The organism is Pseudomonas sp. FP2294 (assembly GCF_030687625.1).
In the GTDB taxonomy this organism is placed as follows: domain Bacteria; phylum Pseudomonadota; class Gammaproteobacteria; order Pseudomonadales; family Pseudomonadaceae; genus Aquipseudomonas; species Aquipseudomonas shahriarae.
On sequence record NZ_CP117441.1, the window covers coordinates 4,136,330 to 4,151,961 of the forward strand.

Sequence of the window (15,632 nt, forward strand, 5' to 3'; positions counted from 1 at the left end):
CTTGGAGCATCCACTAAAACCCCAGTAAACCCGGCGTTGCGCGACTTGGCACAACCACTGCATTAGCTTCTGCAACACCCCCACATACAGCCCCCCTTCAACGACGAAGGTGGGGCTTTCCCGAGAGAACGGGACCAGGACAAAGGCGTCCTCGCTAGGCAACTAGCGGGACGCCTTTTTTGTTTGCGCGTGATTTGTCGAGCCACTGCGGAGAACGACATGAAGAAACTCAAACTGGTGATGATCGGCAACGGCATGGCCGGGGTTCGCACCCTTGAAGAACTGCTGAAGCTGAGCACCGAGCTGTATGACATTACGGTCTTTGGTGCCGAGCCCCATACCAACTACAACCGCATCCTGCTGTCGCCGGTGCTGGCCGGTGAGCAGACGTTCGAAGAGATCGTGCTCAACGACCTGGACTGGTACCTGCAAAACAACATCAAGCTGCTGCTCAACCGCAAGGTGGTGCAGATCGACCGGGTCAAGCGCAAAGTCATCGCCGAAGACGGCACGGAAGCCGAATACGATCGCCTGCTGATCGCCACCGGCTCGACCCCGTTTATCCTGCCGATCCCCGGCAATACCTTGCAGGGTGTAATTGGCTACCGCGATATCGCCGACACCCAGGCCATGATCGACACCGCCCGCACCCACAAGCACGCGGTGGTCATCGGTGGCGGCTTGCTGGGCCTGGAAGCGGCCAATGGCCTGATGTTGCGCGGCATGCACGTGACCGTGGTGCATATCGGCGAATGGCTGCTGGAACGCCAGTTGGACAAGACCAGCGGCCAGTTGCTGCAAACCGAACTGGAAAGCCGGGGCCTGGTGTTTCGCCTGTGCGAGCAGACCCAGGCCCTGCATGACGCCGGCAATGGTCGCGTGGGCTCGGTGCAGTTCAAAAATGGCGAGGTGATTCCGGCTGACCTGGTGGTGATGGCTGCCGGTATCCGCCCCAACACCGAGCTGGCGGAACAGTCCGGCATCCCGTGCAACCGTGGGATTCTGGTCAACGACACGATGCAAACCTACGACCCGCGCATCTATGCCATCGGCGAGTGCGCCAGCCATCGTGGGATTGCCTACGGCCTGGTGGCGCCGCTGTTCGAGCAGGCCAAGGTGTGTGCCAACCACCTGGCGCAGTTGGGCTTCGCCACTTACAAAGGCTCGGTGACCTCGACCAAGCTGAAAGTCACCGGCATCGACCTGTTTTCTGCTGGCGACTTCATGGGCGGCGAAGGCACCGAGACCATCACCCTTTCCGACCCTATCGGTGGCGTCTATAAGAAGCTGGTGATCAAGGACGACATACTGGTCGGCGCCTGCCTGTACGGCGATACCGCTGACGGCGGTTGGTATTTCCGGCAGATCCGTGAGAACCATGGCATTAGTGAGATCCGCGATCACCTGATGTTCGGCGAAAACGCCCTGGGCGATGTAGGCCACCAAGGCCAGGACAAAGCCATGAGCATGGCCGACAACGCCGAAGTCTGCGGCTGCAACGGGGTGTGCAAGGGCACCATCGTCAAGGCGATCCAGGAACAGGGCCTGTTCAGTGTCGATGAGGTGAAAAAACACACCAAGGCCGCCAGCTCCTGCGGCTCCTGTGCCGGGCTGGTGGAGCAGATCCTGATCAACACTGTGGGCGGCGCCGCCGACGTCAAACCCAAAAGCGAAAAAGCCATCTGCGGCTGCAGCGACCTCAATCACGGGCAAATCCGCCAGGCCATTCGCGACCAGCACTTGCTGACCATCGCCGACACCATGAGCTACCTGAACTGGCGTACGCCCAACGGTTGCGCCACCTGCCGCCCGGCACTCAACTACTACCTGATTTCCACCTGGCCGGGCGAAGCCAAGGACGACCCGCAATCGCGCCTGATCAACGAACGGGCCCACGCCAATATTCAGAAAGACGGCACCTACTCGGTAGTCCCACGGATGTGGGGCGGTGTGACCAATCCTTCCGAGCTGCGCCGGATTGCCGATGTGGCCGACAAGTACAACGTGCCGATGGTCAAGGTCACCGGCGGCCAGCGCATCGACTTGCTGGGCATCAAGAAACAGGACCTACCCGGGGTGTGGAAAGACCTCGATATGCCGTCCGGGCATGCCTACGGCAAATCCATCCGCACCGTGAAGACCTGTGTTGGCAGCGAGTTCTGCCGGTTTGGCACGCAGAACTCCACGCAACTGGGCATTGAGCTGGAACATGACCTGTTCAATATGTGGTCGCCCCACAAGGTCAAGCTGGCGGTGTCCGGGTGCCCGCGCAATTGCTCGGAAGCAGGGATCAAGGATGTGGGCATTATCGGCGTCGACTCGGGCTGGGAGATGTACATCGGCGGCAATGGCGGGATCAAGACTGAGGTCGCGGAGTTTTTCGTCAAGCTCAAGACCGCCGAAGAAGTACGTGAGTACAACGGCGCTTTCCTACAGCTGTACCGCGAAGAAGCCTTCTACCTGGAGCGCACCGTGCACTACCTGCAACGGGTGGGCATGGACCACATCAAGAAGGCCGTGCTGGAAGACCCGGCGCGGCGCCAGGCCCTCAATGAGCGCCTGCAATTCTCCCTGTCGTTTGAACAAGACCCGTGGAAAGAGCGCCTGGAGCAGCCGCTGTTGAAGAAGGAATTCGACACCATCGCCGTCAAACAGCTGGAGGTAGTGCTATGAACTGGCTGGATATCTGCGCCCTCGAAGAAATCAACTCCCTGGGCTCGCGCATTGTCAGTGGCCCGAGAGGGGAAATCGCGATTTTTCGCACCAGTGACGATGAAGTGTTCGCCCTCGATGACCGCTGCCCGCACAAGGGCGGGCCGCTGTCCCAGGGGCTGATCTATGGCAAACGCGTGGCCTGCCCGCTGCACAACTGGCAGATCGACCTGGCGTCCGGCGAAGCCCAGGCACCGGATATCGGCTGCGCCCACCATCACCACGCCCGGGTGGAAAACGGCCGGGTGATGCTGGCCCTGCGGGACGCCGGTTGATGAACCGCCAGGTCACGGCATCGACCTGCTGCTACTGCGGGGTCGGCTGCGGCGTGCTGATCGAGCACGATGGCACGCAGATCTTCGGGGTCAGCGGCGATCCGGCACACCCGGCCAACTTCGGCAAGTTGTGCAGCAAGGGTTCCAGCCTGCACCGGACCGGCGATCTGACGGCGCGGGCGTTGTACCCGCAGCTGCGCCTGGGCAAAGAACTGGCCCGCGGCCGCACCGATTGGGACACGGCCCTGGAACACGCGGCCAATGTATTCGCCGACACCATCGCCGAGCATGGCCCCGACAGCGTGGCGTTCTATATCTCCGGGCAACTGTTGACCGAGGACTACTACAGTTTCAACAAACTCGCGCGGGCCCTGGTGGGCACCAACAATATCGACAGCAATTCCCGACTGTGCATGTCTTCGGCAGTGGTCGGCTACAAGCGCAGCCTGGGCGCCGATGCGCCGCCGTGCAGCTATGAGGACCTGGAGGCCAGCGATTGCGTGATGATCGTCGGCAGTAACATGGCCTACGCCCACCCCGTACTGTTTCGCCGGCTGGAAGAGGCCAAGGCACGCCGACCCGAGATGAAAGTGCTGGTCATCGACCCCCGGCGCACCGACACCTGCGACTTGGCGGATATGCACCTGGCAATCCTACCCGGTACTGATGTGGCGTTGTTCCATGGGATTTTGCATCTGTTGCTGTGGGAAGACTGGATCGACCGCGACTTTATCCAGGCCCATACCGAGGGTCTGGTCGAGTTGAAGCGGCTGGTCCATGACTACACGCCACAGATGGTCACGCAATTGTGTGGGATCAGTGTCGAACAACTGCGCCAGTGCGCGCAGTGGGTGGGCACCTCGCCCAGCTTCCTGTCGCTGTGGTGCATGGGGTTGAACCAGTCCACCGCCGGCAGCGCTAAAAACAGTGCGCTGATCAACCTGCACCTGGCCACCGGCACCATTGGCCGCCCGGGTTGCGGGCCCTTTTCCCTGACCGGCCAGCCTAACGCCATGGGCGGCCGGGAGACCGGCAGCCTGTCGAACCTGCTGCCAGGCCATCGCGACGCCGGCAACGCTGAGCATCGCGCCGAAGTGGCCGCCTACTGGGGGGTTGAACAACTGCCCTGCAGCACCGGCTTGACTGCCATTGAACTGTTCGAGCAGGTACAGGCTGGCAAGATCAAAGCGTTGTGGATCGCTTGCACCAACCCCGCGCAATCGTTGCCAGACCAGAACAACGTGCGCCAGGCCCTGGCCGCGTGCCCGTTCGTGGTGTTGCAGGAGGCCTTCCGCACCACAGAAACCGCCGCCTTTGCCGACCTGTTGTTGCCCGCCGCCAGTTGGGGCGAGAAAGAAGGCACCGTGACCAACTCCGAACGGCGCATTTCCCACGTGCGCCAGGCCATCGCCCCACCGGGTGAAGCGCGACCAGACTGGGCGATTACCGTGGATTTCGCACAGCGCCTGGAGCGCCGCTTGCGTCCTCAAAAAACCGGCCTGTTTGCCTTTGAAACGCCCGCGCAGGTGTTTGATGAATACAAACAGCTGACCCGTGGTCAGGACCTGGACCTGTCGGGCCTCAGCCACGCCCTGCTCGACCGCATCGGCCCGCAGCAATGGCCGTTTCCCGCAAAGGCCCAGGCCGGCACGCCACGGCTGTACACCGATGGCGTCTTCCCGACCGCCAGTGGTCGTGCGCAGTTTGTCGCTGATCCTTATCGCGCCGCCAAAGAGCAGCGGGACGCGCGCTTTCCACTGACCCTGATCACCGGCCGCCTGCGTGACCAATGGCACGGCATGAGCCGTACTGGCACGGCGGCGCAACTCTTTGGCCATGTCAGCGAAGCATCGCTCAGCCTGCACCCGGACGAACTGCGCCGGCACCGTTTCAAAGAAGGCGACCTGGTCAATCTCAAAAGCCGTCGCGGCAACGTGATTGTGGCGGTGACCAGTGATGACAGCGTGCGACCCGGCCAGGCATTCCTGCCGATGCATTGGGGCGATCGCTTCCTTAAGGGTGGCGTCAATGCGCTGACCCAGCCGGCGTTCGACCCACTGTCGAAACAGCCGGAACTCAAACACAGCGGCGTACGCCTGGAAGCCGTGCAATTGCCCTGGCACTTGTTCGCGCTGATCGAGGGCGATGTGCAGCAACACTTCGAAGCCTTGCGCCCCCTTTGTGAGCAGTTTGCCTACGTCAGCCTGAGCCTGACCGGGCGTGAGCGGCCGGCCCTGCTGGTGCGGGCTGCCCATACCGAAGCACCGGATCTGCAACTGCTCAACAGCATCGACCGATTGCTGGGCCTCAATGACGGCCCGGTCATGGCCTATGACGACCCGCGCCGTTCCATCGGTAAACGGGTAAGGATCGAGAAAGGCCGGATCACCGCGATCCGCCTGGCCGGCGAAACCCTCGCCCGCCACTGGCTGCAAAGCCTGTGGCTGGAAGGCCGCGCCGACGAACAGTTACGCCGCTGGCTGCTGGCACCGCTAAGCGCGCCGCCCGGTGGTGGAACGACCAGCAATAGAATTCTCTGCAACTGCAAAAACGTCAGTGAAAGCGCGATATGCGCCGGCATCGGCCGCGGCCTGAACCTGGACGGGCTGAAACAAGCATTGGGCTGCGGCACGCAATGTGGCTCCTGCGTCCCCGAAATCAAACGGCTATTGGCAAGCACCTCGCAGCCAATCGCTATCAGTGTGTGAGGGCAATACCTATGAATGCAAAAGTCTGGCTGGTGGGCGCAGGCCCGGGTGATCCGGAGTTGTTGACCCTCAAGGCAGTACGGGCCCTGCACGAGGCCGATGTGGTGCTGATTGATGATCTGGTCAACCCGGCGGTACTTGAGCATTGCCCCGGTACGCGGGTGATTACCGTCGGCAAACGCGGGGGGTGCCGTTCCACACCCCAGGATTTCATTCATCGCTTGATGCTGCGTTATGCGCGCCAGGGTAAATGCGTGGTGCGCCTGAAGGGCGGCGATCCGTGCATTTTCGGACGCGGCGGCGAAGAGGCCAGTTGGCTGAAGGAGCGAGGAGTCAGCGTGGAGTTGGTCAATGGCATCACGGCCGGGCTGGCGGGTGCAACAAACTGTGACATACCGCTGACACTGCGGGGAATCAGTCGTGGCGTGACGCTTGTCACCGCCCATACCCAGGACGACAGCAGCCTTAATTGGCGGGCACTGGCCGAGGGTGGCACGACACTGGTGGTCTACATGGGTGTGGCGAAGCTTGCAGAGATTGCCCAGCAGTTACTGGAAGGAGGCATGGCCGCAGATATGCCGGTGGCCATGATCGAGAACGCCTCGATGCCCCAGCAGCGCGAATGCCGCAGTTCCCTGGCGCGCATGCAGGAGGATGCCCAGGGGTTTGCCTTGAAGAGCCCAGCCATCCTGGTGATCGGCGCGGTAGCAGCCACAGCCGTGGAAGCCGCCTTGCTGGCAAGCGCCTGAAGCAAATGGCAGGCGAAAAAAAGCCCGGCCTAAGCCGGGCTTTTTTCTAGCACTCAGTAATTACTGAGCTTGAGCTTCAACCGACGCTTCTACACGACGGTTAACAGCGCGACCAGCTTCAGTTGCGTTGTCAGCAACTGGGCGGGATTCGCCGTAACCAACCGAAGTGATACGGCTAGGAGCTACGCCATCTTTAACCAGGACTTGCTTAACAGCGTCAGCACGACGCTGGGACAGCTTCTGGTTGTAGGCGTCTGGACCGACGGAGTCAGTGTGACCAGCAACTTCTACGTTGGTAGCTGGGTACTGAGCCATGAAGTCGGCCAGGTTTTTCACGTCGCCGTAGCTGTTAGGCTTAACAACGGCCTTGTCGAAGTCGAACTTCACGTCCAGCTCAACACGAACAACCTGAGCAACCGGAGCTTCTGGCTCTGGAACTGGCTCTGGAGCTGGTGCTGGGGTAGGAGCTGGAGCAGCTGCGCCAGCGTTACCGCCGAAGTTTACGCCCAGGCCGACCAGTGCGGAGTAGTCCCACTTGCCGTTGTCCAGACCGTAGTCAGCTTCAACACCGGCACGAGCGTACAGGTTGTTGGTGAAGTAGTACTTAACGCCGGTACCAACGGTAGCGAAAGTAGTCTGATCGCGACCGGTGTGGCCGTCAGCACGTACGTTGCCACGGCTCTGGTGACCGAAACCACCTTCTACGTATGGACGCAGGGAGTCGACGCCAGCTTGACCGAAGTGGTACTGAGCAACGAGGCTGCCGGTATCACCTTTGATCTTCTGGTTGCCAGTACCGTCAGTCGAACGGGTGTGGTTGGTCTTGTCGTAGGACAAGTTCAAGGACAGGTCGTCGGTCAGGAAGTAACCGATGCGAGCGCCAGGATTGAAGCCGTCTTCGATGTGCTTGACGCTATCGTTGTACTGCTTCTTGTAGAACAGCTCGCCTTCAACTGCGCCTTGGCCTTGTGCCAGAACGCCGAAAGAAGTAGCGGCAATAAGAGAACCAATGGCCAAGCCCAAGGTGTTTTTCAGTTTCATCCGTTAAATCCCCATCTGGTGATTGTAAAGCAGTCCCACATACCGGGGGACAACTCGGCGACAAGTCTAACAGAACTTGCCTACACGTAAGAGATATTTGCACCGAACTAAGTTTCAGTACTGTCCGCAAATTTCTCACGTAATTTATCAAGAGCACGTTTGTAACGCATTTTTGTAGCACTCAAACCCATATGCATAATGTCAGCAATTTCCTGAAATTCCAGTTCTGCGACAAATCGTAGCACCAGAATTTCCCGGTCAATTGGGTTCACATGCACCAACCAGCGATCAAGCCCGCCCTTCTCCTCGGGTGCCGGCGTCTTTTCTTCAGACGCCTCCTCAAGGGGGTCAAGGCTCAACGCGTCCATCAAGCGACGCTTTCGCCGTTCCTTACGATACTGCGTGATGCACTCGTTGTACGTGATGCTGTAGAGCCAGGTTTTGAACTTCGATTTACCCTCGAAGTTCTTCAGGCCATACAACACCTTGAGCATCACTTCCTGACAGACATCATCCGCATCACGATCGTTCCCTAAATACCTTGAACAAACGTTGAACAGAGTGCGTTGATACCTGCGCATCAATTCTTCGTACGCGCGTGTTACGTGAAACAGCTCCGTGTGCGCGCGCGCGACCAACTCCTCATCAGAGAGCTCACGGGGGTCATAGCGCGTGGACAGCGTTTGGGCTTTATTCAAAACAAGTCGTGCCGACAGTCAGGTCAATGTCCGCCACAGCCTGGATACCCAGGTTTGCGGCGGCGTACATTAGCAGGGTTACCGGGTTAGCGGCTATTGACCTGCTGTTCCAGCAGAACCCGATTGGACAGCGACACTAGTTCGCCATCATCGGTCAGCACCGTGGTTTTCACCGTACCGATCTCTTCAATCTGCCCTTCGACCTCGCCAACACGCACGTGTTGCCCCACCTGATACAACTCACGCACATAAATTCCCGCAAGAATCTGCCCGGCAATTCCCCGGCTTCCCAACCCCATGGCCAGCGCAACGGCCAGACCAACGGTAATCAAAACGATCACAATCACATGGTTAAGCAGGTCAGTCTTGACCTCCAGCTGGCTGATCGCCACCGAAATACTGATGATGATCACCAGGCCCTGGGCAATTCGCCCCAGGCCGCCGGCATAGTCCAGGCCTACACCCTCGGCAGCGCCGCGCACCAGCCCATTGGCCAGTTGCGCCAGCAACACACCCACCAGCAACACCAGCGCGCCGCCGAATACTTTCGGCAAATACAGCGCAAGCATGTCGAGCGTAGCTGAAACTCGCTCAAGTCCAAGTGATTGCGCCGCAGAAACCAGAAAAATCAGCAAAACAAACCAATAGACGATCTTGCCGATCAGCGTCGAGATCGGCACTTGCAGCCCGGCGCGCCCCAGCAGCTTGGTCAACCCGGTCCCAGCCATCAGGCGATCGAGGCCCAGCTTGGCGAGTAATTTGGAGAGCAGGGTGTCGAGCAGCTTGGCCACGACAAAACCCAGCAATACCAGCACCAGCGCACCAAACAGGTTGGGAATGAAATTCGCCACCTTGGTCCACAACGCAGTCATTGCAGTGACCAGACTCTGTGTCCAGAGATCAAGTTCCATATTCAATCAGCCTTATCAGCAGTGCGAGCAATAGGTTTACGACGAGAAACAGGTGATACATGGGCCGAACCATTGTTCAGCGCCATCATCAGTGCCGGCACCCAGCGGCCGAGCAGACCAAACAGGTCGCCCGCGCCTACCTGGCGGTTGGCGGTTTTCAGCACGCGGCCCAGGCAAGCATCGTCGTCACGGTTGGACGGCGAAGCGTTAAGCATGTCACGCAAAGACTGTTCAAACGGATCGTGCATAGGGACCTCTCGCAAGTGAATTAAAAGACGAGGGCAAAATTCGTCGGGTCACATGACCCCTCCGACCGTTCAGGTCACGTTCAGGTCAAACCCAGCGTAAACGTCGAAACAACCACCATTGTCCAAGGGCCACCGACAGCATCAACAGGCAGGCCACCACGAATCCATAAGGACTCTCGGAGAACGGAATCCCCCCGACGTTGATCCCCAGCAAACCGGTCAGGAAACTCATCGGCAAAAAGATCCCGGTGATGATCCCGAAGCGGTACATGGTGCGGTTCATACGCACGCTCAAACGCCGATCCTCGGCCTCCAGCACCAGCCCCACGCGCTCCCGGCTCAGTTCCAGCTCTTCCAGGTAACGGGTCAGGCTGTTATTCAATTCATTCCAATAGTCGGCATCGTCATCGACAAACCAGGGCAATTTTATACGTGTCAGTTGCGCAAAAATATCCCGCTGCGGAGCCAGAAAACGCTTGAGCGCAGCAGCACGCCGACGGATCTGCAGGACGTTGCCATGTTCCGGTGTATACCGTTCGTCGGCATCCAGTTTTTCTTCTTCAATATCGACGATTTCAGACAGGTCGCTGACCAGATCCTGCACTTTATGAGTCAGGTACTGCGCCATGTACAAGATCAGCTCGGAAGCGCTCTTGGGGCCTTTTCCATCCGCCAACTGCACCAGCAACTCGTCGGTGGCGCGCAAGGGTCGTAGACGCAGGGAGATGACCCGTTCAGCCGCGGCGAAGATACGCACCGACACCATGTCTTCCGGCTCAGCCCCCGGATTGAGGTTGATCCCGCGCAGAAACAGCAGCAATTCGTCGTCCGGCAACGGCAACAGCCGCGGGCGGGTGTTCTCCTCCAGCAGCAGGTCACAGGCGAACTCGCTCAGGCCACTGGATTTGCGCAACCAGGTCTGGGTCTGGGGATGACTGCGGTCCCAATGCAGCCAAAGGCTTTCCTGGGGCTGCAGTTGCAGGTCGTCAAGCTCGGTCCGGGCAATCGAACGCGCACCACCTTTACCGTCCAGCACCAGGGCATGCACCAGCCCCCACTGCGCGTTTTCTTCCTCGAACATCCTCACCCCATCGACTACTGCGGTTATTCCGGCATTTTCAGCGGGCTGGGCGAAACAATCACGCCGTTATTGTCGGCGTAGACATATTCGCCCGGACGGAATGTCACGCCAGCAAAAGTCACGGCCCCGCCCAGGTCGCCCACACCCTGGCGATGACTCTTTTTCGGGTGGCTGGCCAGGGCCTGCACGCCCAGGTCGGTCTGCGCCAACACGTCAACGTCACGCACACAACCGTAGATCACCAAGCCTTCCCAGCCATTTTTCGCCGCTCGATCAGCAATCATGTCGCCGAGCAAGGCGCAGCGCAGCGAACCACCACCGTCGACCACCAGCACTTTGCCGGTGCCGTCCAGCTCAGCCTGTTCCTTGACCCGTGAGTTGTCTTCAAAACACTTGACGGTCACGATCTGGCCGCCGAAGGAGTCCCGGCCACCAAAGTTGGCGAACATCGGCTCCAGCACCTGCACCAGGTCCGGGTAGGCGTCACACAGGTCGGGGGTAACGTAATGGTTCATCGAGAAGCTCCTGTCGGTGAAAGAAGGTGTCGAACATCCACAGCTACATCAGGAAAACGCATCGCAAGGGGCATTCTTTAAGCCCTGCCACTGCGCGGGCGACCATGATCAGACCCACCAGACCGTAACGCAATAGCCACTGCGCGACTGAATATGACCAAAACATCCCGAAGCGTCATATCTTAGCCGCAAGCCACCGCGAGTGAAACGCCCTTGGCAGAGCCTTTTCTCAGATGCTCCCGAGCACAGGCGCCTGCGAGCCGACCAAAGGTGTCAGTGGATCATTCAACCAACGCTGCACCAATGGCCATACTTCGGCCTGGGCGGCTTTGCTGACCAGCATTTCGACATGCCCGAAATCACCGCTGAACCCCTGCTTGCGCCCCAGGCACAGGTATTGGCGGTGCTCGCTGCCGACCTGATCAAACAGCTTGCGGCAGGCCCAGTCCGGGTCTTGATGATCGCCTGCGGCACTCACGGCCAGCAGCGGCACATCGACCTCAGCCAGGCCTTTCCACCAGTCGCGCTCGGCATCGCCAAAACGCCCGAACAAACCGTGCCAGCGCATGCTTTCCAAGGCCAGGCCGATGGGCTCATCTTCCGGCCCGCGCTTGAGCCGCGAACCGGAGAGTTGGGCAAAACGCTTCAAAATCAAGCGCCCTCCCCACTCCACCGGCGGAATTTTCAACGGCCAGTAAGTACGACTGACCTGGCAGCCAAACAGCGCCACCGACGCGACAGCCGGCGCGCCCAGATACTGGCCACCCAAGGCTGCCGCCAAAGTCGTACCACCCAGCGAGTGGCCGATCCAGTGCGGAATCTGCGCGCTTTGCTCACGCACAAAAGCAGCGATGGCTGGCAAGTCGTAACGAGCATAGTCGGCGACGCGATTCTTGGCGTAGTCGTGGTTACGTCGGGAAAGCCCGTGGCCGCGCATCTCCGGGATCCACACATCAAAGCCCTGGCGCGCCAGGTACGCCCCCAGGCCAATACCTTTGGGCGAATACCAGAACCGCCGATTGGAAAAGCTGCCATGCACCAACACCACCGGTATGCCACGGCTTTGCGCGACATCGGCCAGGCCCAGGCGTGTCACCGCCAGTTCTACGGTGCCATCCGGGCTGTTGCCAGGCTTGAGGCGATAGACATCTTCACTCAGGTCGCCACGACGCTCAGCGCTGATCAAGGCGACGGGAAACAGGTTGCTGCTGCTTTGCATAATGTTCTTGCACAAAAAAGGGCGGCGTCCGGTAGGAGTTCCGCCCTGTACAGAATGAGAAATGCCGGCCTGCCACACTGGCTGGCCGGCAAATGGCAATTACGCCGAGGCTTGACCTTCAGCCAGGAAGAACCAGGTTTCCAGCACGGAATCGGGGTTCAGCGAGACGCTTTCGATGCCCTGTTCCATCAGCCATTTGGCCAGGTCCGGGTGATCGGAAGGGCCTTGGCCGCAGATCCCGATGTACTTGCCGGCCTTGTTACAGGCCTGGATGGCGTTGGCCAGCAGCTTCTTGACCGCAGGGTTACGCTCGTCAAACAGGTGCGCGATGATCCCGGAGTCGCGATCCAGGCCCAGGGTCAACTGGGTCAGGTCGTTGGAGCCGATGGAGAAACCGTCGAAGAACTCCAGGAACTCTTCGGCGAGGATGGCGTTGGACGGCAGCTCGCACATCATGATCACGCGCAGGCCGTTTTCACCACGGGTCAGACCGTTCTCGGCCAGCAGGTCAACGACCTGGCTCGCTTCGCCCAGGGTGCGCACAAAGGGCACCATTATCTCGACGTTGGTCAGGCCCATCTCGTTGCGCACACGCTTGAGGGCGCGGCACTCAAGCTCGAAGCAATCGCGGAATGCTTCGCTGATATAACGCGAGGCGCCACGGAAGCCCAGCATCGGGTTCTCTTCTTCCGGCTCGTAAAGCTTGCCGCCGATCAGGTTCGCGTATTCGTTGGACTTGAAGTCCGACAGGCGCACGATGACTTTCTTCGGCCAGAACGCCGCCGCCAGGGTGCTGATGCCTTCCACCAGCTTCTCGACGTAGAAACCTACCGGATCGTTGTAGCCGGCAATGCGCTTGTCGACGCTGTCCTTGATTTCCACCGGCAGGCCGTCGTAGTTCAACAGGGCCTTGGGGTGCACGCCGATCATGCGGTTGATGATGAATTCCAGGCGGGCCAGGCCCACACCGGCGTTCGGCAACTGCGCAAAATCAAAGGCGCGGTCGGGGTTGCCGACGTTCATCATGATCTTGAACGGCAGGTCGGGCATGGCGTCGATGGAGTTTTGCTTGATATCGAAGCCCAGCTCACCTTCAAAGATGAAGCCGGTATCGCCTTCGGCGCAGGAAACGGTAACGCCCTGGCCGTCCTTGAGCAATTGGGTGGCGTTGCCACAACCGACAACCGCTGGGATCCCCAGTTCACGGGCGATGATCGCCGCGTGGCAGGTACGCCCGCCACGGTTGGTGACGATGGCGCTGGCGCGCTTCATCACCGGTTCCCAGTCCGGGTCGGTCATGTCGGAGACCAGCACGTCACCTGGCTGGACCTTGTCCATCTCGGACACGTCCTTGATGATCCGCACCTTGCCCGCGCCGATGCGCTGGCCGATGGCACGGCCTTCCACCAGCACGGTGCCGGTTTCTTTCAACAGGTAGCGTTCCATGACATTGGCCGAAGTACGGCTTTTCACGGTTTCCGGGCGGGCCTGGACGATGTACAGCTTGCCGTCGTCGCCATCCTTGGCCCATTCGATGTCCATCGGGCACTTGTAGTGCTTCTCGATGATCATCGCCTGCTTGGCCAATTCGCTGACTTCGGCATCGCTGAGGCAGAAACGCGCGCGCTCGGCCTTGTCGACATCAACGGTTTTCACCGAGCGACCGGCCTTGGCCTCGTCGCCGTAGATCATCTTGATAGCCTTGCTGCCCAGGTTGCGGCGCAGGATCGCCGGGCGGCCGGCTTCAAGGGTGTGCTTGTGCACGTAGAACTCGTCCGGGTTGACCGCGCCTTGTACGACGGTTTCGCCCAGGCCGTAGGCGCCGGTAATAAATACCACGTCACGGAAGCCCGATTCGGTGTCCAGGGTGAACATCACGCCGGCAGTCCCGGTTTCCGAACGCACCATGCGCTGCACGCCGGCAGACAGGGCCACCAGTTTGTGGTCGAAACCCTGGTGCACACGGTAGGAAATGGCGCGGTCGTTGAACAGCGAGGCAAATACTTCCTTGGCTGCACGGATGACGTTTTCCACGCCACGGATATTCAGGAAGGTTTCCTGCTGGCCGGCGAAGGAGGCGTCGGGCAAGTCTTCGGCGGTGGCCGAGGAGCGCACGGCGACAGCCATGTCCGGGTTGCCGGCCGACAGGGTAGCGAAGGCGGTGCGAATTTCTGCGTTGAGCTTCTCGGGGAACTCGGCTTCCATGATCCACTGACGGATCTGTGCGCCGGTCTTGGCCAGGGCGTTGACGTCATCGACGTCGAGCGCGTCCAGGGCAGCGTGGATCTGGTCGTTGAGGCCGCTCAGTTCGAGGAAATCGCGGTATGCCTGGGCGGTGGTGGCGAAACCACCGGGCACCGAAACACCAGCGCCCGCAAGATTACTGATCATCTCGCCGAGGGATGCGTTCTTGCCCCCCACATGCTCTACATCATGGACGCCGAGCTTATCGAGGGAAACTACGTACTCTACCAAGGTGATCTCTCCACTAACTGTGTTGGAAAAGCTCAGGGCGCCGGTGGCTCAGTAGGAGCATTTACCGGCGTTTGTGGCCTGGACCTGGAAAATAAGTGAGAATGCAGCCCAATGTGGGGCGGCAAAACCGCGCCTATCATATCCAAGATTCGTCATCAGCTTAAGGCCCAAGGCTCAAATGAAACGATCTGCTTTCTTTATCTCCGACGGCACCGGCATTACCGCCGAAACCCTGGGTCAAAGCCTGCTCGCGCAGTTCGAAAGCATCACCTTCGCCAAATTCACCCGGCCTTATATCGATAACGTGGATAAAGCGCGGGCCATGGTACAACAAATCAATCTGGCCGCCGAAAAAGACGGTATGCGCCCGATCATTTTCGACACCATCGTCAATCAGGACATCCGTGAGATCCTCGCGACCTCCAATGGTTTCATGATCGACATCTTCTCGACCTTCCTCGCGCCCCTGGAACAGGAGCTGAGTGAACATTCCTCATACTCCGTGGGCAAGTCCCATTCCATTGGCCATAACTCCAACTACATGGAGCGGATCGAGGCGGTCAACTTCGCCCTGGACAACGACGACGGCGCCCGCACCCACTACTACGACAAGGCCGACCTGATCCTGGTCGGCGTGTCGCGCTGCGGCAAGACCCCGACCTGCCTGTACATGGCCATGCAATTCGGCATCCGTGCGGCCAACTACCCGCTGACCGAAGACGATATGGAACGCCTGCAACTGCCGGCGGTGCTGCGCACCCATCAGCACAAGCTGTTTGGCCTGACCATCGACCCGGACCGGCTGACGGCGATCCGTAACGAACGCAAGCCCAACAGCCGTTATTCGAGCTATGCCCAGTGCGAGTTCGAGGTGCGGGAAGTGGAAAATCTGTTCCGCCGGGAAAACATTGCGCACATCAATTCCACGCACTTTTCGGTGGAAGAGATTTCGGCAAAGATCCTTGTGGAAAAGGGTGTTGAGCGGCGCTTCAAATAACCT

General features: G+C 59.7%; 13 protein-coding genes. 5 read left to right on the forward strand and 8 right to left on the reverse strand.

What is annotated here, in order from left to right; genetic code table 11:
- The first annotated feature begins 219 nt into the window (after nt 1-219).
- From nirB to cobA, 4 genes are read left to right on the forward strand one after another with little or no spacing between them, the layout of a single operon-like run.
- Nucleotides 220-2,673: a nitrite reductase large subunit NirB gene (nirB, locus tag PSH73_RS18380; protein ID WP_115128710.1), complete on the forward strand. Its 2,454-nt coding sequence runs from the start codon at nt 220-222 to the stop codon at nt 2,671-2,673.
- Complete coding sequence (gene nirD / locus PSH73_RS18385) at nt 2,670-2,987, forward strand: nitrite reductase small subunit NirD (protein ID WP_115128711.1); 318 nt, start codon at nt 2,670-2,672, stop codon at nt 2,985-2,987. Before nirB ends, nirD begins: the two co-directional genes overlap by 4 nt.
- Entirely contained in the window at nt 2,987-5,695 is a 2,709-nt protein-coding gene (locus PSH73_RS18390) for a nitrate reductase (protein WP_198799612.1), read from the forward strand. The genes nirD and PSH73_RS18390 overlap by 1 nt, the downstream gene beginning before the upstream one ends.
- Before the next feature lie 11 nt (nt 5,696-5,706).
- Nucleotides 5,707-6,444: a uroporphyrinogen-III C-methyltransferase gene (cobA, locus tag PSH73_RS18395; RefSeq protein ID WP_057960343.1), complete on the forward strand. Its 738-nt coding sequence runs from the start codon at nt 5,707-5,709 to the stop codon at nt 6,442-6,444.
- A gap of 60 nt (nt 6,445-6,504) precedes the next feature.
- Here cobA and PSH73_RS18400 read toward each other — a convergent pair whose 3' ends face one another.
- The 8 genes from PSH73_RS18400 to ppsA all read right to left on the reverse strand — a co-directional run bounded on the left by PSH73_RS18400 (nt 6,505) and on the right by ppsA (nt 14,632).
- Nucleotides 6,505-7,485 (reverse strand): OmpA family protein, encoded by a 981-nt coding sequence (locus PSH73_RS18400; RefSeq protein WP_057444927.1) that lies wholly within the window; start codon nt 7,483-7,485, stop codon nt 6,505-6,507.
- 107 nt (nt 7,486-7,592) lie between these two features.
- Nucleotides 7,593-8,183 (reverse strand): RNA polymerase sigma factor SigX, encoded by a 591-nt coding sequence (gene sigX / locus PSH73_RS18405; protein WP_057439524.1) that lies wholly within the window; start codon nt 8,181-8,183, stop codon nt 7,593-7,595.
- Between the two features lie 86 nt (nt 8,184-8,269).
- On the reverse strand, nt 8,270-9,094 hold the full coding sequence (locus PSH73_RS18410; RefSeq protein WP_057439525.1) for a mechanosensitive ion channel domain-containing protein: 825 nt from the start codon (nt 9,092-9,094) through the stop codon (nt 8,270-8,272).
- 2 nt (nt 9,095-9,096) lie between these two features.
- The gene (locus PSH73_RS18415) at nt 9,097-9,342 is read right to left on the reverse strand and encodes a hypothetical protein (protein WP_038442312.1); all 246 of its coding nucleotides are present in this window, start codon (nt 9,340-9,342) and stop codon (nt 9,097-9,099) included.
- Between the two features lie 85 nt (nt 9,343-9,427).
- Nucleotides 9,428-10,423: a zinc transporter ZntB gene (locus PSH73_RS18420; protein WP_057439526.1), complete on the reverse strand. Its 996-nt coding sequence runs from the start codon at nt 10,421-10,423 to the stop codon at nt 9,428-9,430.
- Between the two features lie 23 nt (nt 10,424-10,446).
- On the reverse strand, nt 10,447-10,938 hold the full coding sequence (gene rraA / locus PSH73_RS18425; protein WP_029298280.1) for a ribonuclease E activity regulator RraA: 492 nt from the start codon (nt 10,936-10,938) through the stop codon (nt 10,447-10,449).
- A gap of 229 nt (nt 10,939-11,167) precedes the next feature.
- On the reverse strand, nt 11,168-12,157 hold the full coding sequence (locus PSH73_RS18430; protein WP_120733862.1) for an alpha/beta fold hydrolase: 990 nt from the start codon (nt 12,155-12,157) through the stop codon (nt 11,168-11,170).
- A gap of 99 nt (nt 12,158-12,256) precedes the next feature.
- Nucleotides 12,257-14,632, reverse strand: a complete 2,376-nt coding sequence (gene ppsA / locus PSH73_RS18435; RefSeq protein WP_029298284.1) for a phosphoenolpyruvate synthase — start codon at nt 14,630-14,632, stop codon at nt 12,257-12,259.
- Nucleotides 14,633-14,810: 178 nt separating this feature from the next.
- Between ppsA and PSH73_RS18440 the strand changes: the two genes are divergently transcribed.
- A complete protein-coding gene (locus PSH73_RS18440; RefSeq protein ID WP_032863389.1) occupies nt 14,811-15,629 on the forward strand; it encodes a pyruvate, water dikinase regulatory protein in 819 nt (272 codons plus the stop codon).
- Nucleotides 15,630-15,632 lie beyond the last annotated feature (3 nt).

Excerpts from the sequence above, each read along its gene's own strand:
- PSH73_RS18415 (WP_038442312.1), bottom strand. The coding sequence starts at position 9,342 with ATGCACGATCCGTTTGAACAGTCTTTGCGTGACATGCTTAACGCTTCG.
- rraA (WP_029298280.1), bottom strand. The coding sequence starts at position 10,938 with ATGAACCATTACGTTACCCCCGACCTGTGTGACGCCTACCCGGACCTG.
- PSH73_RS18420 (WP_057439526.1), bottom strand. The coding sequence starts at position 10,423 with ATGTTCGAGGAAGAAAACGCGCAGTGGGGGCTGGTGCATGCCCTGGTG.
- PSH73_RS18410 (WP_057439525.1), bottom strand. The coding sequence starts at position 9,094 with ATGGAACTTGATCTCTGGACACAGAGTCTGGTCACTGCAATGACTGCG.
- PSH73_RS18440 (WP_032863389.1), top strand. The coding sequence starts at position 14,811 with ATGAAACGATCTGCTTTCTTTATCTCCGACGGCACCGGCATTACCGCC.
- cobA (WP_057960343.1), top strand. The coding sequence starts at position 5,707 with ATGAATGCAAAAGTCTGGCTGGTGGGCGCAGGCCCGGGTGATCCGGAG.
- nirD (WP_115128711.1), top strand. The coding sequence starts at position 2,670 with ATGAACTGGCTGGATATCTGCGCCCTCGAAGAAATCAACTCCCTGGGC.
- PSH73_RS18390 (WP_198799612.1), top strand. The coding sequence starts at position 2,987 with ATGAACCGCCAGGTCACGGCATCGACCTGCTGCTACTGCGGGGTCGGC.
- nirB (WP_115128710.1), top strand. The coding sequence starts at position 220 with ATGAAGAAACTCAAACTGGTGATGATCGGCAACGGCATGGCCGGGGTT.
- PSH73_RS18430 (WP_120733862.1), bottom strand. The coding sequence starts at position 12,157 with ATGCAAAGCAGCAGCAACCTGTTTCCCGTCGCCTTGATCAGCGCTGAG.
- PSH73_RS18400 (WP_057444927.1), bottom strand. The coding sequence starts at position 7,485 with ATGAAACTGAAAAACACCTTGGGCTTGGCCATTGGTTCTCTTATTGCC.